This is a genomic window from Pseudomonas sp. LB3P14 (assembly GCF_054898045.1).
Window position 1 is genome coordinate 4,141,562 of sequence record NZ_CM142714.1, and the last position, 18,522, is coordinate 4,160,083.

Genomic DNA, 18,522 nt, shown 5'->3' on the forward strand with positions numbered 1-18,522 from the left:
GCGATCCGACTTGCCCGCGAAGAACGATAACGCGGTCCGTCTGACGAACCGTGGTGCCTGCTTCGCGGGCAAGCCTCGCTCCTACAGGATTCGGAACATCAGATGGAATGGCTGTGCAGGCAGATGATGTGCGGATCGTCATTCCAATGCGGGAAGCGTTCGGCGATCAAAGGGTCATGGCCGGGAATGACATGGTCTTCGCCGTCAGCCAGGCTATCGATGAGACTGAACGCCTCAAGCGTCTGCGCCAGATCATCAATAATCGGAAACGGACTGCGTTGACGGATGTTGGCCCACAAATGCGCAGCATCCGAGGCCAGAACAATCCACCCCCGCGCGGTATTCACCCGCACGACTTGGCTACCCGGTGTATGCCCGCCCACCGGGTGCAATGTCACACCGGGAACCACCTCCACAGTGCCGGTGTGCAAACGCATCCGGCCTTCAAACAGCGGTGGAAGCGCCGACATCACGTCGTCGACCTCGTAGGTTTTGTTCACCGTGTGATGGGCCATTTTCGGCCCAGTGCAGAAGCGCAGTTCCGCTTCTTGCAAATGCACCGTGGCCTTCGGGAAAAGCCCCAGGTTGCCGGCGTGATCCCAGTGCAAATGGGTGAGGATCAGGTTGTCGACCTGTGCCGGATCAATGTCCAGTTGGCGTAGGGATTCTTCCGGCAGGCGATACATCTGACGGTTGCGCCGATCTGCCGTGGCCGGTTGGAAACAGGTATCAACCACGATCACCTGCTGCTCATTACGAATGACCCAGAAGTAGTAATCCAGCGGCATCGACGCATTCGGATCACCACAGCAGGCGTCGTAGAGAAAGTTTTCCCGGGCGGTGCGCTGGGCATTGGCACCGACACGGATGGCGAACACTTCGTACACAGGAACGGACATATTCACCTCCTGATCAGGCCGCTACGGTGGCTTTGAGGGTCGGACGGAAGTCGAAATCGATCTCGTCGCTGATGCCCAGATCCTGGGCCAGACGATGCAGGCCACTGTAGTCGCGCATGATCGTGGCGTTCTTGTTGCTCTCCCGGGTGTCGGCGATGATCAGCTCGGCCTCTTCTACTCCCAGCTGCGTCAGAATCGCCTCCCACATCGAGTAGTCCTGGGCGACAAAGGCACTCAGAGCAACGGACAACGTACGAGCGAAAAACACCCGTTGTGGCGGCTGCATGTTCGCGTACATGACCTTCGCCACTTCGGCGAGAATCTTGCTGTGGGCATACTCGTCGCGGTTATGCAGTTCGGCCACACGGCGGTTTTGCGGTTGAATGCTCTGGTCGTCGGCCAGCAAATCCAGATAGGCGTTGACGCTGATCTCGGCCACCACCGCAAAAGTGATCGCTGCCAAGTCGCGCTGCCACGGCTCGGCCAGTTCGTCGCGCAGGGCGATCAGCCGCAGATAGGTGACCGACGGCGGCAAATCCAGATCCTGATCGAGCGCCCGTTCCACCTTGGTCCGTTCGATGGCCCGCAGGTGCATGAGCGTGTGGTAGTGCTCGTCGATCAACGTCTGCTGCATGGCCTCGCGAAAATGCCAGTCGTCCTTGCCCAGGTACTGATTGGCGATGACGCTCAACGCCGGGTTCACCACGTGTTCTTCCGCGGTCACCGTGCGCAGGTTGTAGCCGATCCAGCCCCAGGTCACCACGGTGCTTTTGAGTTCATCGCTCAGGGCCTGGAATTTCGGATGATGGAAAAACGGCACCATGCACTCCGGGTAATCCGGGCGAGCCGGATCGAACGCTTCGCTGGTCTCGGCCTTGTCCGGTGCACATACCGTGGCTCTTTTGGTCCAGGCCTGATTGAGCCGCACGACCAGTTGATGATCGACCTTGGCGATCTCGATTGCTGTTTGCATGACGCGATACCTGTAGGACGCGTACCCGATGACGGGTACGCCAATAGAATTAAGGGCGACGGATGAATCAGGCCAGCCAATAGCGGGTCAGGTTTCGCGCCGGGTCAGTGTATCGACTGCGGGCGTGGATCATTCGCCAGTTGTCCCAAATCAGCAGGCATCCGTCGGGAATCAGCACCGGTGTGTTGTGCTGCACGAAATACGCTTCGCCCAAGACTGCAAACCTGGCCAGTGGCGACGAGCTATTGGCGACTTGCGAGTGAAGCAGATCTTCCTTGGAAGGATTCACGTCGCCGTAGTGAAATTGGTTGTAGCTGAAGCGGAAAATGTCCCCGTCCTCTGTAGGCGTCAGGATGTATTCCTTGACCCGGCGCTGAGCCGCTTCGCCAGGCTTGGCGGTAGCGACGAATTCCACAGGCGTGTCGTCGATCCATTCACGCAGCTCGGGCTCGGTGCGTTCGAGGAACGCCAGGAATTCATAACCATCCACCAACCCTGTATGCCCGCCACCGCACTTAGCCTGTTGATGACAATGCAACGCCAGGTAGCGCGGCGGCGGTCCGTACACCGGCGCTTCGGTGTGTGGGCCGATGCCGTTCATGCTCTGGGAATACGGCAAGTCTTCGTACCCCGGCTTGCGGGTAATGGCGAACGCGGTCTGCCCATTGAATTGCGGAATGACCGGGCCGAACTCATGCAGCGTGCCGAGCACATCATCGGCGAACTCGTCCGGCGTCAGCACCGCCCAGCCTCGCGCCGACAATTCTTCATGGCGGTGGCCCAGTGCAACGTAAGGTGTATACGCAACAATCCCTTGATCTGACATGGTGAAATTCCTGGCGGTTTATCAGGCGTTAACGGTTGAGGTGTAAGCGGCAATGAATTCGCGGCAGGCGTTGCCCGGTCGATAGCGCTGCTCATCGATGAGTTGCACGGGCGTGATTTCGGCAGCGGTGCCGGTGAGAAAGCACTCGTCGAAGTCGCCAAGTTCCGTAGGAACAATGGTTCGCTCGACTACCTGGTAATCCAGCGCCTTGGCCAGTTCGATGACGGTCTGACGCGTAATGCCGTTGAGGAAACAATCCGGCACCGGGGTGTGCAACGTCCGACCTTTGACGAAGAACACGTTGGCACTGGTGGCTTCGGCAACATGGCCGCGCCAGTCGAGCATCAAGGCGTCGTGGTAACCGTTGTTTTCAGCATCGTGCTTGCTCAGCGTGGCAATCTGATAATGCCCGGATGCCTTGGCTTCAAACGGACTGCAGCTCGGTGGCGGACGACGCCACTCGGCGGTCTTCAAACGAATGCCCGCCATGTGCCCCGCCGGGTCGAAATAACTCGGCCATTGCCAGCAGGCAATCGCCACATGGACGCGGTTGAAGCGGGCCGAGGTGGAAATCATTTCACTGCCACGCCAGGCCACCGGCCGCAGATAACCGTCGACCACGTTGTTTCGTTGCAGCAGCTCATGGCTGGCCGCTTCCAGTTCGGCAAGCTCATAGGGAATGACGAAATCCATCAACGTCGCCGAGCGATACAAACGCTCGCTGTGTTCGCGCAGTTTGAAGATCTTGCCGTTGTAGACACGCTCCCCTTCATACACCGTGCTCGCGTAATGCAGACCATGGGTCAGCACATGCAACCGGGCCTGGGACCACTCGACGAACTCGCCGTCGAGCCAGATAAATCCTTCTCGCTGATCAAACGGAATGCCACTCATGTCCTTATCTCCGCAATTTTTATGAAAGGTCCTACGCGGTCTCGAGCAGGACCGGTATCAATTCGGGTACCGCCACAGGCTCGGTCTGAAAGAAGAACGACCGCTCACCAAACGCCGGCCGCAACTCATCGAACCAGGTCGCCCGGGGATCGAAGCGCGCGTAGAAGGTGCGCAACACCCATTGCGGATCGCGAGCCTGGAGGAACTGCAACACGAAGACTTTTTCCCCGGCCACGGTTTCGATGCCGTTGATCAACACCTTGCCGTAGAAGGTACTCATGGACGGACCGCGAACCGTGCGCGCCAATCCGGACACCGTGCGGTACGCCGCCTGAAAGATCTCGAACGCCCGGGCCAGCGGCATCGCGAAGTAATGGCTGGGGCCGGTATCACGCTCGACGAACATGTAATAAGGCACCGCGCCCAGCCGCACGCCTTCGGTCCAGAGCGCCGCCCAATCGGCGGGGTTCTCGTTGATGTGCCGAATCACCGGCGCCTGCATGCGCAGCGTTGCGCCGCTGGAACGAATGCGTTCGATGGCCTGGCGGGCGATGTCCTGGCGGATCTCCACCGGGTGGTTGTAGTGACCCATGATCGAGAGATTTTTCCCCGCCGCGACGATCCGCTTAAACAGCTCGAGCAGCTCAGGCGCGTCCTTGTCGCTGACAAACCGTTGCGGCCAATACGCCACGGATTTGGTGCCGATGCGGATGCTTTTCAGGTGAGGCAATGCCAGCAACGGTTCGATGTACCCGGCCAGCGAGCGGGTGTTCATGATCATCGGATCGCCACCGGTGATCAGCACGTCGGTGACTTCGGGGTGCACGCGCAGGTAACTCACCAGCTCCTGGGATTCGCGCGCATTGAACTTGAGTTCTTCTTCGCCGATGAACTGTGCCCAGCGGAAACAGAACGTGCAGTAGGCGTGACAGGTCTGACCGGCACCGGGGAAAAACAGTACGGTTTCACGGTACTTGTGCTGAATGCCCGGTAGAACTTTTCCGTCGAGGGTCACGCCGTTATGGGTCAGCTGCCCGGCCGGATGCGGGTTCATGCGCAGCCAGATCGCCTCGATCCGACGCTTGATGGCGACGGCATCATCCCGTTCGATCAGTTGCTTGAGCGACGCGTACTCGTCCGGCAGCAGCATGTCTTTGTGGGGAAAGGTCATGCGGAAAATCGGATCGTCCGGGATGTTGTTCCAGTCGATCAACGTGCCCAGTACGTATTCATTGGTGCGAAACGGCATGACCCGGGCCACGACGGTCATGGCTTCCTGCAACGCTGGCGTCAGTTTCTGCCAGTACGGCGTGTCTCGAATGGTGCGTGAGTTATAGGGCTTGTATCTTTCCTGCTCCGACATTCCCTGCATGGCAGCGCTCCTGGTGAATTCCTGGCGGTTCTTACTGGATGGCCGGCGCTTTGCGCTCTATGTCCATCCATGCCCGAACACTGTCGCGATCCCATTGGCGGCGGACATAAGCGGCAAGTCGGGCGGGAACCTGATCACCATTGGCGACCAGTCGGTTGAGCATGATTGCCAGGTCGGTGTCGGCAATGCTCCAGTCACCGAACAGATGCTCGGCACCCCCCTCCAGCAATCGATCGGCGACAAAGAACAACCGGTCGACGGCGGCCAGGGCATCGTCGGACAGCGGATTATCTTTCTTGCCGAAATAGATAAGATCCGCCGGGCGTTCTTTGCGAATGACCAACAAATCGCTGCGCAACCAGGCCTGGAGTTGACGGGCGCGTGCTCGCTGTTGGATGTCCTGTGGCAATAATTTTTTATGCCCCGGCGCTATTTCTTCCAGGTATTCGGCAATGGCCGAAGATTCCGACAACGCAAATTCTTCATGCACTAGCGTTGGAATTTTGCATGTAAGCGACACACCATGATAAGGCTGCAAATAGTTCTCGCGACCTTTCAAATCCACAGTCACCACCTCAAAAGAAAGTTGCTTTTCTTTTAGCGCCACGAATGCCGACATCGCAAAGGCACTGACAAAATCTGCGCCAACATACAGTTTAAGTTTTGTACTTTCCATAGAACACTCCCTTTGCATTAACCCCATAAATCCTTTGCATTGGAAGCGATCGTAGTTAGTTGATTAAGCGCTGAACAGATACAGAAATTATCTGATTCTATCGATACAGAAAGTTGAAAAACGCAATTCGTCAGGCGGGTTCTGGGGGGCAGAAAAAAAAGGGAGTCAGCGAACGCTGACTCCCTGAAGTAAAACGCAAGGGCGATTACGGCTGGAGGGTGATCAGCCCGTGGCTGTCGGCAAAATTGGAGAGCAGCGCCATTTGCGGCATGTTGCTCATGTTCAGCATGGCCAGCGGCTCGGTGGTGCTAGTGTTGACGAAGCCGTGTCTTGTCCAGGCCGGCACCAGCAAGACATCGCCGGTGTTGACGTTCACCTCATCGGCGTTGCCCAGGGTTAACGCGCCGCTGCCGGACTGAATGATGAACAGGTGCCACCAGGAATGGGAGTGCCCGTTAAGCACCACGCCGGGTTTCAACCACTGCATGGCAACCGCCATGCCGGGCGTCACCTCACACCCTTCGATGCTCTTGTCGTGGGCCAATGCGACGATATCGACGTCACTGGCCTCCAGCGTCTGACGCAAATCCGTTAGCTCCGCACCTTTCCAAACTCGCGGACTTACCGGTTGATGATGCAAACTCTGACGAAAGTCCTTGTATGAAAAAAACGCACCCTGAACATTATTCATCCGCGAGTTCCAACTTATTCTTCCGACTTGAGTGACCGAACCTTAGATGAACAATTCAGCACTGTAAAGCCGAACAACTAATACTTATAAAAGTGAGGGCCGCAACGCGACAATCATATCCACTTCTATCGCAGCGTTTTTCGGCAACTGATAAACACCCACTGTCGTTCGCGTATGTTTACCGGCATCGCCCAGCACATGACTGAATACATCCGACGCTCCGTTGGCCACTTCGCTCAGATCAACAAAATCTGCCGTGGATTTCACATAGACCGTGACCCGTATCAGCGACTTTATTTTATCCAGCGAACCAATGGCATCGACGATCAGCGCCAGCCCGCGCATCGCGCTGATACTGGCTGCCGTTTGAGCATCCGCCATGTTCAATTCCAGGCCGACTCTTCCGGGGTACTGAATTTTGCCGTTCATGCGCGGCACCAGACCACTGACGTACAGTTCGTCGTGATGCCGAATCAGCGGGGCATAATGCCCGCCGGCGGTGTTCTCGCCGTAGATGTCATAGCCGAGCTCTTTTGCCAGGTCGATGAAACGCTCATCACAGCTCTTTTGCTCAATCATTTACCAAACCCTCTGAATCAATAATGCAAAAAACACAGGCCCCACTTCTCAACCACACGCCCTCGTCGCCGGTGCCAGGCAAGTGACTTCGACGCGTGACTCGATCGCTTCTGCCAGTCGCAGCAGGTTGTTGCTGAGCTGCCCGTAGTCTTCGCTGAACAACACGATGTGGCCGATGAATGAAGTGTTGTCTGTTACCAATGCCGTGACCGAATCCCCAGCGCGCTTGGCATACAGCGCTTCCACCAGTTCGATGTTCAGTTCCAGGGCCAGCGATTCGATGTCCGGCGCGGCGCGCAAAAGACCACCGGCCGGTGCTCTGAGCAGACGGATGCCGCAATAGCCCCGGGCGACAGGATCGTGATGTTCGGTCTGGCCTTCCACCGCCCATCTGACCCAGCGTTCCCACGGATCGAAATCCACAAACGCCAGCCGGGCCAAGTCCCAGATGTGCATGCCGCCGGGGCGCATGTTGGTTTCCACCGCCGACGTCAGGCCGTCGCTGCGCAGGAACACTTCGTTGTGATAAGCGCCGTTATCCAGCGAAACCAACCCGGACATGTGCCGACCCGCAGCCGCCAATCGAGCCTGCACGTCGGCCGTCAACGGCGCAGGCACCACTTGCTGGATTTCCGCGCGATAGGCGCCTTCAGTGGTGGTTTTCTCGGTGACCCAGGTGCTGCCCGCGACGTAATCCCAGCTGTATTCCCGGGCATTCTGGATCAGCTCTTCGAGCACGATCCCGCCTTCGCGATACGGCTTGAGTGCCTGCCAGGCCTCGTCGCATTCGGACGGATGATGGATGACCCGACAACCTCTGCTCGCGCCTTCGCAGGCTGGCTTGATGAATGCTTTGCCGCCCAGTTCGACGACCCTCTGACGCAATTCGGGCAGACTCTCGATGCGTGCGGAAAACACCGGACGGTAATCCTGCGGTGACGTGTCGGCAGACGCCTCCAGCTTGCGAAAAATCTGTTTATCCAGCCCCGCCCGCGCCTCGCCCGGGGTGATGCCGGGCAGGCCGAAATGGGTGGCCAGCGCGGCGCCGAGCAGCACGCCACGGTCGGAAAAAGGCAAAACCCCGATCAGCTTCCAGCGATCGGCGTTCAGACAACCCACCACCAGTTCGAGGGAGGCTGCCACGTCTTCGGGCGCCAGTGAAGTGCTGCAGACGTGATCGGCCACCTGATCGTCATCGGGCTGAATCTTCTCGACCAGCAGGATGAGCCGGGCGTTATAAAGCGTCTTGCAGAGCTCGCGCAGTTTCTGGATATCGTGAACCCGATTGCCGTTGTACCCGACCACTACTACGCATGAAGTCGTATTCATGAAGCCCCCGACCTGTGAAGTGAAAAACGCAAACGCGATGACTCAGTCGTGCAGCGACGCATTGGATTTACGGTTGAGGTAGTACCAGGCCAGGATCCCGCCCGCGCCAATGGCAGCCAGCACCAGCGCGTTGTACGGCGCCGGTACGACCCGCATGATCAGCACCGTCAGCCCGGCGCCAACGCCGAGGGAGACTTCCTTGACGAACATGTTGTTTTGTTTGACGGAGAAGTAATCGAGGTAACTGAACGCACATTCGGCGAGGGACAGCAGCGCCACCCAGATCAGCGCACCGGCGAGAGTTTCGACGTGGAAAGCGGCAGGAGACGAAAGCACCGCAAAGCCGCCGACAATGATCCCGATCACAGCCACCACCTTGAAGCGCCCGGTGCGCTCGATCAGTTTCATCACCGGCACCTGAGCGAACACCACCACCGCGCTGTTGAGGATCAGCATCAGGCCATACCAGGCCGGTAATTCACCGGTTTCGAGCAGGATGGCTTGTGGCAGGATCGAGAACACGCCAAACAGTTTGATCCCCATGATGATGCCGGCGATCACCCACGGCAGTTTGTTGCGCCAGCCGCTGCCATCCTGGCTCGCCGGGCGGGCAACCACTGCATCAGTGGTGAAGGTGGCGCCCATGGCGATGGGCAGGCACAGCAGGACGAAACTCGCTGCGCCGAGGAAGAACATCGTTGGGGTCAGCAGCGGCGACAGCAAGATCAGGCCCGCCAGCAGGCTACCCATGTTCATCGCCACCCGGTTGTACGCCGCGCCCTCTTTGGTCTGGGCGGCTTCGCTCTTGATCAGGTACCCGGCAATCGCGATTCCGTAGGCAAACAACGCCGCAGCAAACATCACCATGCCCTGGTTGCTGGTGACCGCGAGCAACACCAGCCCGAGGGCTGCACACAGCAGCGTGACGCTCAGGGAGCGGCGGCCCAGCACCAGCAAAGTCAGCGGCAAAAGCAACAACAAGGCCCGATAACCGAGGGCGAGAATGCTGTTGGTAGCGGTGTCGAGCCAGACGTTGGCCTTGCCCAGCACGGCGAACAGCGACACGGCGGTGATGATCCGGATTGTGAACAGGCGGATGTTGATCACCGGTTTGGCGATGGCGACCGTTGTTTGAACACTCATGCAACACCTCTGAACCGAGCGATTGCGGGGGCCACAGGACGCCGACAATCAGAAAAGTCTTTAAGGCGATGGTAGAGAGAGACGCTTGTTCTGATCAGAGCAAGTTCGTATAGAATCAAACGAACTTTACTGCCGGAGAGACCAGTAAAATGCAGGTTCAACGTGCAGTGATTGCCGCCATCGAATTCCAGCCCGGCGTGCCGCTGGTCCAGCAGATCGTCGATCAGCTGTCGCTGGCGATCGCCCAGGGCGGGTTGCCTCACGGGGCCAAGCTGCCGCCGATTCGCGAACTCTCCGACTTGATGAACGTGGGCAAATCCACGGTAGTCGATGCACTGGACCGCTTGCGGGCCAAGGGCGTGGTGGTTTCACGCCAGGGTTCCGGGCATTACGTGCACCGCACCAGCACCACGCTGCACACCGGCACCGGCCCGGATCTGCAACCTCAAGACACCCTCAGCGTGGTCCGCCGCGCATTGCTGCTGGACAACGGCGCCCTGCGCCCCGGCTGCGGATTCCTGCCGACCTCGTGGCTGCCTGCCGACGAATTGCTCAAAGCCGTGCGCGGCACCTTGCGCGCCACCAGCCTGCGCATGGGCGAATATGGCGTTGCCGGCGGTTACCTGCCGCTGCGCCAGGCGTTGCGGGTCAAGCTGTCGACCTTCGGCATCGAAGTCCCGGTGGATCAGATCATCACCACCGCCAACACCATGCAGGCCATCGACCTGCTGATGCGCCTGCTGATCAAACCCGGCGACACGGTGCTGCTCGACGACCCTTGCTACTTCAACATGCACACCAACCTCGCGCTGCATGGCGCCAAGGTCATCACCATCGCCCGGGATTGCGACGGCATGGACCTTGAAGCCTTCGAACAATTGGTGATCGCCCACAAACCGGTGCTCTACATGACCAATAGCACCCTGCATAACCCCACCGGGCACTCGTTCACCCCGGCGCAGGTGTACCGCTTGCTGGAACTGAGCCATCGCCACAACTTCCACATTCTGGAAGACGATTTGTACGCCGACATTCAGCAACGCCGCACGCCAAGACTGGCCGCGAGCGGGCTGGACAATGTCAGCTATATCTCCGGCTTCTCCAAAACCCTGACCGCCAACAGCCGCGTCAGCTATGCCGTGCTATCGCCACAACTGGCGGCGCGCCTGGTCGCGCTGAAAATGGCCTGCGGCGGCGTGACCTCGGAACTGGCCGAACATATCACCTGCACCATGCTCAGCGACGGCAGCTACGCCAAACACGCGCGGCGTACGGTGGATAGGCTGTACGAGTCCAACAGCAGGGTGGCGGGTTGGCTGGAAGAGGCCGGGTGCTCGGCGTCGTCGCTGCCGGGGGAAGGCTTGTTCATCTGGACGCGATTGCCCGAAGGACTGCATGCCGAAACGCTGGCGAGGAAAGGTCTGGAAAACGACCTTGTGCTGGCTCCCGGCACCCTGCTCAGCAAAGCGCCGGACGCTAGCCACTTTTTGCGCTTCAACGTGGCGCATAGCGATAACACCCAGGTGCGCGAACGGTTTTTCCGATTGCTTGACTCCCAAAAGCAGTAACCGACTGACACCATTCCTGTGGCGACGGGGCGTACCTCCGTTCATTTGGCGTCTGTCAGGCCGCCATCGCGAGCAGGCTCGCTCCCACAGGGGTTCAGTGTCGTACTCAAAATTGGCGGCAACGCCGATCCAATGTGGGAGCGAGCCTGCTCGCGAATGGGGCGACCCGATCCACCAGAAAACACCCAACAAAAAACCCCGCTCTTCTCTCGAAGGCGGGGCTTTTTTTACAGCATCTGAATCTTAAGGCGCGTAAGTCAGCAACAGCTCACTCGGCACTTTAAAGTCCAACGACATCATCACGCTCAACGCGGTAATGGTGAAGATCGAGAACACGAACAGCTTGCGTGCCCAGACCGTGTCATCCACTGCCTTGTAGCCGGTCCAGGCCATGTACAACCAGTACATGCCCATGGCCGCGGCGACGGCGAGGTAGCTCATGCCGGCGTAGCCGCTGAAGGTCAGCATCAAGGTCGCTACGAGGAACGCCAGGATGTAGAGCAGGATGTGCTTCTTGGCCACTTCAATCCCGCGCTTCACGGGCAACACCGGAATCGATGCGGCCAGGTAATCGTTGAAGCGGAAGATGGCGATGGCGTAGGAATGCGGCATCTGCCACAGGCTGAACATCACCAGCAACGTCAGTGCGGCCATGTCGAAGCTGTTCGTCACAGCCACGTAGCCAATCACCGGCGGCATGGCGCCCGACAGACTGCCCACCAGCGTGCCGTGAACCGACTTGCGCTTGAGGTACAGGCTGTAGAAGCCGACGTAGATGACAAAGCCGATCACCGCGAACAAAGCGGCCAACGGGTTGGCCACTTTGTACAACAGTGCAACGCCGAAAACACCCAGGACGGTCGCAAAAGCCAGGGCCAGTTTCAGGGAGATCAAGCCCTGGACCAGCGCCCGGTTCTTGGTGCGTTCCATCTTCAGGTCGATGTCGCGGTCGATGCAGTTGTTGAACACGCAACCGGAAGCCACCACCAGCGACGTGCCGATCATGGCGGCCAGGAAAATGGCCAGATCGACATGCCCTTTCGAGGCCAGGAAAAATCCGCCCGCCACAGAAAGCACGTTACCGAAAATGATCCCCGGTTTGGTGATTTGGATAAAGTGCTTCAAGGACATCCGGATTTACCTCAGTGCGCCATCATGTTGGTGTGGATGCTGAACATGATCCACAGCGACAAGCCAACCAGCAGGACGATCACCATCGCAGCGAACACAAACGCAATCACGTTGTTACGCTGGGCGGCGGAGCGGTCCAGGTGGAGGAAGTACACCAGGTGCACGAGCACCTGGATCACTGCGAAGGCCAGTACGATCCACAGGGTCATGGCTTTCGGCAGCGACGGGTACATCACCAGGCCAAAAGGAATGACCGTCAGGATCACCGACAGAATGAAACCGATAGCGTAGGACTTGACGCTGCCGTGGCCGGCGTCGTGGCTATCGTGGGAATGAGCGTTAGCCATTTACATAGTCCCCATCAGATAAACAACGGTGAATACGCAGATCCACACCACGTCCAGGAAGTGCCAGAACAGGCTCAGGCAGCTCAGACGGGTCTTGTTGGTCGCCGTCAGGCCGTTTTTCTGCACCTGGTACATCATGATCGCCATCCAGATCAGACCGCTGGTCACGTGCAGACCGTGGGTGCCGACCAGGGTGAAGAACCCGGACAGGAAGCCGCTTCGGTTAGGACCGAAGCCCTCGGAGATCAGCATGTGGAACTCGTTGATCTCCATGCCGATGAAGCCGGCGCCGAACAGGAAGGTCATGGCCAGCCAGCCCAGGACCTGAGTCTTCTTGCCCTTGAACAACGCCAGCATGGCGAAGCCGTAGGTGATCGAACTGAACAGCAGCAGAGCGGTTTCGCCCAGCACGTACGGCAGCTCGAAGATGTCGTGGCCCGACGGGCCACCCGCTACGTTGTTAACCAGTACCGCGTATGCCGCGAAGATCGACGCAAACAGAATGCAGTCGGTCATCAGGTAGAGCCAGAAACCGAATACGGTCATCTCGCCCGAGTCGTGGTGATGGTCGTCGTGCCCATGGTCCGTGCCATGGGCGTGTCCAGCAGTGGTCACTAAGTTCGACATGGTTTAAGCCTGTTCCAACGAGGTTTCAACACGGGTGGCGGTGGCTGGAACTTTTCCGGCCGCTACCAGACGTTTGTGCTGCTCGGCTTCGATGCGCTCGATCACATCGACCGGCACCATGTAGCCCTGATCATCACGGGCAGCGTGGATCACGAAGTACACGACGGTACCGACCAGACCGAAGATGGCCAGCCACCAGATGTGCCAGATCATCGCGAAACCGAACACGGTCAACAGAGCACCCATGACCAGACCGGTCGCGGTGTTGTTTGGCATGTGGATCGGTTCGTAACGGGCTGGAGCCTGGTACGCCGTACCGTTTTCCTTGGCTTCGGTGAACGGGTCGATGGTTTCCGCTTTTGGCAGCACAGCGAAGTTGTAGAACGGTGGTGGCGACGAGGTCGACCATTCCAGCGTGTGGGCATTCCACGGGTCGCCGTGTTCGCACATGTTCTCGGGCTTGTTGCGATCACGCACGCTCACGTAGAGCTGGATCAGCTGACAGGCAATACCGCAGGCGATCAGGACCGCACCGAACAACGCAACGTAAAGGTAAGGCACCCACTCAGGGTTGGTGGAGCTGTTCAGACGACGGGTCATGCCCATGAAGCCCAGTACATAGAGCGGCATGAACGCGACGAAGAAGCCGGTGATCCAGAACCAGAATGCGGCCTTGCCCCAACCTTCGTGCAGCTTGAAGCCGAACGCTTTCGGGAAGTAGAAGCCGAAGCCTGCGATGTAACCGAATACCGCGCCGCCGATGATCACGTTGTGGAAGTGCGCGATCACGAACAGGCTGTTGTGCAGAACGAAGTCAGCACCCGGGATGGCCAGCAGTACGCCGGTCATGCCGCCGATGGCGAAGGTCACCATGAAGCCCAGGGTCCAGAGAACCTGGCTGGTGAAACGCAGACGGCCCTGGTAGATGGTGAACAGCCAGTTGAATAGCTTCACCCCCGTCGGGATCGAAATCAGCATCGTCGCCAGACCGAAGAAGGCGTTGACGCTGGCACCCGAACCCATGGTGAAGAAGTGGTGCAGCCAGACCATGAAGCCCAGGATCGAGATCGCGCCGCTGGCGTAGATCATCGAGTGGTGGCCGAACAGTTTCTTGCCGGAGAAGGTCGAGATGACTTCGGAGAAGATCCCGAACGCCGGCAGAATCAGGATGTAAACCTCAGGGTGACCCCAGGCCCAGAACAGGTTGACGTACATCATCGGATTGCCACCAAGTTCATTGGTGAAAATGTGGAAATCCATATAACGGTCAAGCGTCAGCAACGCCAGGGTAGCGGTCAGAATCGGGAAGGAAGCGACGATCAGAACGTTGGCCCAGGTGCAGGTCCAGGTGAAGATCGGCATGTCCATCAGCTTCATGCCCGGAGTACGCATTTTCAGCACGGTGGCCAGGAAGTTCACCCCGGTCAGCGTCGTACCCAGCCCGGATAGCTGTAGCGCCCAGATGTAGTAATCCATCCCCACGCCCGGACTGTATTGCAGGCCCGACAGCGGCGGATAGGCAACCCAGCCGGTCTTGGCGAATTCGCCAACGCCCAGGGACAGGTTAATCAGCACCACGCCGGACACCAGCAGCCAGAAGCTCAGGGAGTTCAGGAATGGGTAGGCCACGTCACGCGCGCCGATCTGCAACGGCACTGCAAGGTTCATCAGGCCGGTGAAGAATGGCATCGCCATGAAGATGATCATGATCACACCGTGAGCGGTGAAGATCTGGTCATAGTGCTCAGGTGGCAGGTAGCCAGGCGAACCCTCGGTGGCCATGGCCAACTGGGTACGCATCATGATGGCGTCGGCAAAACCGCGCAGCAGCATGACCATGGCGACGATGATGTACATCACGCCGATTTTCTTGTGGTCGACCGACGTCAGCCACTCGGTCCACAGGTAGGTCCACTTCTTGAAGTAAGTGATACCCGCGAACAGTGCCAGACCGCCGAGCGCGATCATGGCGATGGTTATCATCACGATCGGTTCGTGGAACGGGACCGCTTCCCAACTTAATTTACCAAACATCGTTTACTCCTCTGCCCCGGCAGCTGAATGCGAACTCATGTCCATCCCTTCCATGGCGGCCATTTCGTGCTCTTTCTTCTCGTGGTGCATTGGCTTGCCCGGATTCATGCCTTCGTACTTGTCGACGATGGTCTGGAACAGGTTCGGCGTGAACGAGGAGTAGAGCTCGACTGGGTTGTTCTGGCTTGGCTTGGCAAGGGCTTCGTATTCAGCTTTTTCAAGCTGTTTAGGTGCCTTTTTGACTTCGCTGACCCAGGCATCGAAATCTTCCTGAGAGGTGGCGATAGCTTTGAACTTCATACCGGTGAAACCCGCGCCGCTGTAGTTGGCGGAAATACCGTCCATTTCAGCGTTCTGGTTGGCGATCAGGTGCAATTTGGTCTGCATGCCCGCCATCGCGTAGATCTGGCCGCCCAGAGCAGGGATGAAGAACGAGTTCATCACGGCGTCCGAAGTGATCTTGAAGTTGATCGGTGTGTGCGCCGGGAACACGATCTTGTTGACCGTGGCAATGCCTTGTTCCGGGTAGATGAACAGCCACTTCCAGTCCAGCGCGACCACTTCAATGGTGATCGGCTTGACGTCGGATTCCAGCGGCTTGTAAGGGTCAAGCGCGTGGGTCGACTTGTAGGTGACATAACCCAGGGCAATGATGATGAGTACCGGTACAGCCCACACCGCGATTTCGATCTTGGTGGAGTGCGACCACTTCGGCGTGTAAACGGCGTTGGTGTTGGACGCGCGGTATTTCCAGGCGAACAGGAAGGTCATGACGATGACCGGAACCACGACCAACAGCATCAGCAGCGTTGCGGTGATGATCAGGTTGCGCTCGTCCAGGCCGACCTGGCCCTTGGGATCGAGCAAGGTCATGTTGCAGCCTCCCAGCAACAGCGTGCCGAGCAGCGGCAATAAGCCTAGTAGTCTGGGGTACCTGTTTTTACTCATCTCACGACCTCTAAAGCAGCTTGCGCAATGCAGTTGGGTTTTGATCGCCAACACTTCACCCTGCCAAGGGTTGGCATTTTTCTTGGATTGAATAAGTGGCTGCCCGTCGCGCGTCAGACGCTGTTCGACAAATCCTGGGCTAGCGTCGAGTTCTTATTCGAATTCGTGGTCAAAGGCCTTGTTACAGACCAATTCCATTTGGTGCGGATAATTGGAAGGCACCGACACCTGGGAGTCGCATGAAGCCATTTGGCCTCTCGACGCCCTATTCCTGCTCAGGGATGAGCAGTGCCGGGAATTCAGTGCGGGCGATTGTAGATATGTAGCGTTTTATAAACCATGTCTCATCCCGAAATAATTTTTATCCATTCCAGCAACAATCATTAACGGTATTTGCAAAAGTGCGTCATGGTATCGAAATTCATTCTCAACAAAAACACCAAAAATTGTAGGTCTACCTCAGGTAGTTCAGACAGTATCGATGGCTCTGCCCTCTTCCTCGACCCCGCCCAAGCCCCTATGCGACAAGGGCTCTGGCAATTTGCCAAGGCCTGTTAAAACTGCCTGTTGCAGATTTTTTGGGTTGAAGTCGCCCGACGCTGAAAAAGACCAATTTTGTTGCGTGACACGGTACCAATTCGGCGCGTTGAAATGCCTTGCGACACTCCTGCTGTGACAACATGTCGCACATGTGCCGCACCCAGACTTGTCGCGCATCAAGGTCATTTTACCTGCGCCCCGAAATGCAAAACGCCCCGGCCCTCGCAATGAGGACCGGGGCGTTTTTTTGTGTGACGCAGCGATGCGGCGGATGACCTCAGCGCAGCGCTTTGCGGTTACGTGAGGTGAGCAGCGGCACCAGCACCACGACCAGCACAAAGGCCAGCAGCGCCCATTGAGCGAGGGACAGACCGAGGATCGGCGGGTACGGCGTGGAGCAGAAGCCGTCGACCTGGAAGCCCAGCGGGAAGATCTTCGCCAGTGGCAAACCGTCGACAATCGGTTGCAGCACATCGATGCCGCAGCTGACCGCCGGGTAGAACTGGGTATAGACGTGATGCCCGGCCACCCCGACGCCTGCCAGGGCGCAGATCACCACCAGGGCTTCAAATACCGTGATGCTGCGGCGGGTGCGCATGGCCGCGCCGATGAACGCGAAGAGCGCGATCAGCAGCAACGCATAACGCTGCAGGATGCACAGCGGGCACGGCGCCTCGCCCAGAACAATTTGCATGTACAGCGCGCCGCCGATCAGCGCCAGGCAGATGATGCCCAGCAACACCAGATAGCGCCGTTCACGGCCCAACCGCATTGTTTCCTCGCTCATTGCGTTTCCCTTCTGAATATCGATTGCCCGAAGTCTACACGCTGGCCCGACCTTTGAGAGTCCGGCGCGCACAGCTGGGTATCGGGGAATAGACGACGAGCCGGTTAAGAAGGGATTAACTTTGAAGTATTTTTCAAAAATCGGAACCGCGCGGGGGCTCTCATGAGCCCCCCCGCAAGCGATTGATCAGTCGCCGTAGATATCAGACTTGAAGTACTTCTCTGAAATCTTCTGGTATTCGCCACTGGCACGAATGCCGTCGATGGCAGTGTTCAGTTCGCTGACCAACTCAGTGTTGCCCTTGCGCACCGCAATCCCGGCGCCCTCGCCCACGTATTTCGGATCCTTGAGCTCGGGCCCGACAAACGCATAGCCTTTGCCACGGGGCATCGTCAGGAAGTCATTCAGTGGAATGGTGTCGGCAAAAATGGCATCGAGGCGACCGGCTGCCAGATCCATGTAGATCTCTTCGTTGTTGCCGTAACGCTTGACGTTAATACCCTTCGGTTCAAAAACCTCGGTGGCGTAACGGTCGGTGGTGGTTGCTCGCTGCACGCCAACAGTCTTGCCCTTGAGGCTCGCGTACTGGTCATCCACGACCGCGCCATCCTTCATCACCAGACGCGATGAGGTGAAGTAGTACTTGTGGGTGAAATCCACAGACTTCTTACGGTCTTCGTTGATCGTCATGGACGACAGTGCCATGTCGATTTTCTTCACTTTAAGGGAAGGAATCAGACCGTCGAACTCACCTTCGACCCATAGACACTTGGCTTTCATCTGCGCGCACAGGGCATTGCCGATGTCGTAGTCGAAACCGACAATCTCGCCTTTATCGGTTTTGGACGCGAACGGTGGATAAGCTGCTTCGATGCCGATACGCAGAGTTTTATCGGCGGCGAACAGGGAGCTGCACGCCAACAGGCTCAGAGCCAGACCGGTGATGAGGGGGAGTTTCTTCATGTTCGTTCTCTCGCGGGTTGTTGTTGGTTTGGCAAGACAGAAGAAAGAGCTGAAACAGGGCAAGGCCTTTTTTGTACTTGTAATTCCATACTGGACTTTTATGTACAATTCGTCAATTCGGGGAAATGGAGATGTGCTGGCCGGTGGTCGGGAGGTGGGTCAGGAGGAGATCGAGTGTTGCGGGTGGCCTCTTCG

General features: G+C 58.0%; 18 protein-coding genes. 1 reads left to right on the forward strand and 17 read right to left on the reverse strand.

What is annotated here, in order from left to right; translation table 11 throughout:
- Window positions 1–98: 98 nt before the first annotated feature.
- The 10 genes from ACYZT5_RS19135 to ACYZT5_RS19180 form a co-directional block, all read right to left on the reverse strand.
- The gene (locus ACYZT5_RS19135; protein ID WP_462046928.1) at window positions 99–899 is read right to left on the reverse strand and encodes an N-acyl homoserine lactonase family protein; all 801 of its coding nucleotides are present in this window, start codon (window positions 897–899) and stop codon (window positions 99–101) included.
- Between the two features lie 13 nt (window positions 900–912).
- On the reverse strand, window positions 913–1,872 hold the full coding sequence (locus ACYZT5_RS19140) for a diiron oxygenase (protein ID WP_462046929.1): 960 nt from the start codon (window positions 1,870–1,872) through the stop codon (window positions 913–915).
- A gap of 67 nt (window positions 1,873–1,939) precedes the next feature.
- Window positions 1,940–2,698: a TauD/TfdA family dioxygenase gene (locus tag ACYZT5_RS19145; RefSeq protein ID WP_462046930.1), complete on the reverse strand. Its 759-nt coding sequence runs from the start codon at window positions 2,696–2,698 to the stop codon at window positions 1,940–1,942.
- A 21-nt stretch (window positions 2,699–2,719) separates the two neighbouring features.
- On the reverse strand, window positions 2,720–3,592 hold the full coding sequence (locus ACYZT5_RS19150; RefSeq protein WP_462046931.1) for a branched-chain amino acid aminotransferase: 873 nt from the start codon (window positions 3,590–3,592) through the stop codon (window positions 2,720–2,722).
- Window positions 3,593–3,623: 31 nt separating this feature from the next.
- Window positions 3,624–4,964 carry a KamA family radical SAM protein gene (locus ACYZT5_RS19155; RefSeq protein WP_462046932.1) on the reverse strand — a complete coding sequence of 447 codons (1,341 nt, stop codon included), beginning with the start codon at window positions 4,962–4,964 and terminating at the stop codon, window positions 3,624–3,626.
- A gap of 31 nt (window positions 4,965–4,995) precedes the next feature.
- Window positions 4,996–5,640 (reverse strand): glutathione transferase, encoded by a 645-nt coding sequence (yfcF, locus tag ACYZT5_RS19160; protein WP_462046933.1) that lies wholly within the window; start codon window positions 5,638–5,640, stop codon window positions 4,996–4,998.
- Window positions 5,641–5,845: 205 nt separating this feature from the next.
- Window positions 5,846–6,331 (reverse strand): cupin domain-containing protein, encoded by a 486-nt coding sequence (locus tag ACYZT5_RS19165; RefSeq protein WP_462046934.1) that lies wholly within the window; start codon window positions 6,329–6,331, stop codon window positions 5,846–5,848.
- 84 nt (window positions 6,332–6,415) lie between these two features.
- Window positions 6,416–6,910 carry a RidA family protein gene (locus ACYZT5_RS19170; protein WP_462046935.1) on the reverse strand — a complete coding sequence of 165 codons (495 nt, stop codon included), beginning with the start codon at window positions 6,908–6,910 and terminating at the stop codon, window positions 6,416–6,418.
- A gap of 48 nt (window positions 6,911–6,958) precedes the next feature.
- Complete coding sequence (locus tag ACYZT5_RS19175) at window positions 6,959–8,239, reverse strand: biotin carboxylase (RefSeq protein ID WP_462046936.1); 1,281 nt, start codon at window positions 8,237–8,239, stop codon at window positions 6,959–6,961.
- Between the two features lie 42 nt (window positions 8,240–8,281).
- Window positions 8,282–9,382 (reverse strand): hypothetical protein, encoded by a 1,101-nt coding sequence (locus ACYZT5_RS19180; RefSeq protein WP_462004106.1) that lies wholly within the window; start codon window positions 9,380–9,382, stop codon window positions 8,282–8,284.
- 149 nt (window positions 9,383–9,531) lie between these two features.
- Here ACYZT5_RS19180 and ACYZT5_RS19185 point away from each other — a divergent pair, with 149 nt between their 5' ends.
- Window positions 9,532–10,950 carry an aminotransferase-like domain-containing protein gene (locus tag ACYZT5_RS19185; RefSeq protein ID WP_462046937.1) on the forward strand — a complete coding sequence of 473 codons (1,419 nt, stop codon included), beginning with the start codon at window positions 9,532–9,534 and terminating at the stop codon, window positions 10,948–10,950.
- A gap of 243 nt (window positions 10,951–11,193) precedes the next feature.
- On the opposite strand, the gene cyoE is transcribed toward ACYZT5_RS19185, so the two are convergent.
- From cyoE to ACYZT5_RS19220, 7 genes are all read right to left on the reverse strand, one after another.
- Window positions 11,194–12,081: a heme o synthase gene (gene cyoE / locus ACYZT5_RS19190; RefSeq protein ID WP_462046938.1), complete on the reverse strand. Its 888-nt coding sequence runs from the start codon at window positions 12,079–12,081 to the stop codon at window positions 11,194–11,196.
- 11 nt (window positions 12,082–12,092) lie between these two features.
- Window positions 12,093–12,428, reverse strand: coding sequence for a cytochrome o ubiquinol oxidase subunit IV (gene cyoD / locus ACYZT5_RS19195; protein ID WP_462046939.1), 336 nt, complete (start codon window positions 12,426–12,428; stop codon window positions 12,093–12,095).
- Window positions 12,429–13,055: a cytochrome o ubiquinol oxidase subunit III gene (locus tag ACYZT5_RS19200; RefSeq protein WP_462046940.1), complete on the reverse strand. Its 627-nt coding sequence runs from the start codon at window positions 13,053–13,055 to the stop codon at window positions 12,429–12,431.
- Between the two features lie 3 nt (window positions 13,056–13,058).
- The gene (gene cyoB, locus ACYZT5_RS19205; protein ID WP_462046941.1) at window positions 13,059–15,089 is read right to left on the reverse strand and encodes a cytochrome o ubiquinol oxidase subunit I; all 2,031 of its coding nucleotides are present in this window, start codon (window positions 15,087–15,089) and stop codon (window positions 13,059–13,061) included.
- A 3-nt stretch (window positions 15,090–15,092) separates the two neighbouring features.
- Entirely contained in the window at window positions 15,093–16,037 is a 945-nt protein-coding gene (gene cyoA / locus ACYZT5_RS19210) for a ubiquinol oxidase subunit II (RefSeq protein ID WP_462046942.1), read from the reverse strand.
- A gap of 817 nt (window positions 16,038–16,854) precedes the next feature.
- Window positions 16,855–17,364, reverse strand: a complete 510-nt coding sequence (locus ACYZT5_RS19215) for a disulfide bond formation protein B (protein WP_462046943.1) — start codon at window positions 17,362–17,364, stop codon at window positions 16,855–16,857.
- A 186-nt stretch (window positions 17,365–17,550) separates the two neighbouring features.
- A complete protein-coding gene (locus ACYZT5_RS19220) occupies window positions 17,551–18,327 on the reverse strand; it encodes an ABC transporter substrate-binding protein (RefSeq protein WP_462046944.1) in 777 nt (258 codons plus the stop codon).
- Between the last annotated feature and the right edge of the window lie 195 nt (window positions 18,328–18,522).

Excerpts from the sequence above, each read along its gene's own strand:
- ACYZT5_RS19135 (WP_462046928.1), bottom strand. The coding sequence starts at position 899 with ATGTCCGTTCCTGTGTACGAAGTGTTCGCCATCCGTGTCGGTGCCAAT.
- ACYZT5_RS19140 (WP_462046929.1), bottom strand. The coding sequence starts at position 1,872 with ATGCAAACAGCAATCGAGATCGCCAAGGTCGATCATCAACTGGTCGTG.
- ACYZT5_RS19145 (WP_462046930.1), bottom strand. The coding sequence starts at position 2,698 with ATGTCAGATCAAGGGATTGTTGCGTATACACCTTACGTTGCACTGGGC.
- ACYZT5_RS19150 (WP_462046931.1), bottom strand. The coding sequence starts at position 3,592 with ATGAGTGGCATTCCGTTTGATCAGCGAGAAGGATTTATCTGGCTCGAC.
- ACYZT5_RS19155 (WP_462046932.1), bottom strand. The coding sequence starts at position 4,964 with ATGCAGGGAATGTCGGAGCAGGAAAGATACAAGCCCTATAACTCACGC.
- yfcF (WP_462046933.1), bottom strand. The coding sequence starts at position 5,640 with ATGGAAAGTACAAAACTTAAACTGTATGTTGGCGCAGATTTTGTCAGT.
- ACYZT5_RS19165 (WP_462046934.1), bottom strand. The coding sequence starts at position 6,331 with ATGAATAATGTTCAGGGTGCGTTTTTTTCATACAAGGACTTTCGTCAG.
- ACYZT5_RS19170 (WP_462046935.1), bottom strand. The coding sequence starts at position 6,910 with ATGATTGAGCAAAAGAGCTGTGATGAGCGTTTCATCGACCTGGCAAAA.
- ACYZT5_RS19175 (WP_462046936.1), bottom strand. The coding sequence starts at position 8,239 with ATGAATACGACTTCATGCGTAGTAGTGGTCGGGTACAACGGCAATCGG.
- ACYZT5_RS19180 (WP_462004106.1), bottom strand. The coding sequence starts at position 9,382 with ATGAGTGTTCAAACAACGGTCGCCATCGCCAAACCGGTGATCAACATC.
- ACYZT5_RS19185 (WP_462046937.1), top strand. The coding sequence starts at position 9,532 with ATGCAGGTTCAACGTGCAGTGATTGCCGCCATCGAATTCCAGCCCGGC.
- cyoE (WP_462046938.1), bottom strand. The coding sequence starts at position 12,081 with ATGTCCTTGAAGCACTTTATCCAAATCACCAAACCGGGGATCATTTTC.
- cyoD (WP_462046939.1), bottom strand. The coding sequence starts at position 12,428 with ATGGCTAACGCTCATTCCCACGATAGCCACGACGCCGGCCACGGCAGC.
- ACYZT5_RS19200 (WP_462046940.1), bottom strand. The coding sequence starts at position 13,055 with ATGTCGAACTTAGTGACCACTGCTGGACACGCCCATGGCACGGACCAT.
- cyoB (WP_462046941.1), bottom strand. The coding sequence starts at position 15,089 with ATGTTTGGTAAATTAAGTTGGGAAGCGGTCCCGTTCCACGAACCGATC.
- cyoA (WP_462046942.1), bottom strand. The coding sequence starts at position 16,037 with ATGAGTAAAAACAGGTACCCCAGACTACTAGGCTTATTGCCGCTGCTC.
- ACYZT5_RS19215 (WP_462046943.1), bottom strand. The coding sequence starts at position 17,364 with ATGAGCGAGGAAACAATGCGGTTGGGCCGTGAACGGCGCTATCTGGTG.
- ACYZT5_RS19220 (WP_462046944.1), bottom strand. The coding sequence starts at position 18,327 with ATGAAGAAACTCCCCCTCATCACCGGTCTGGCTCTGAGCCTGTTGGCG.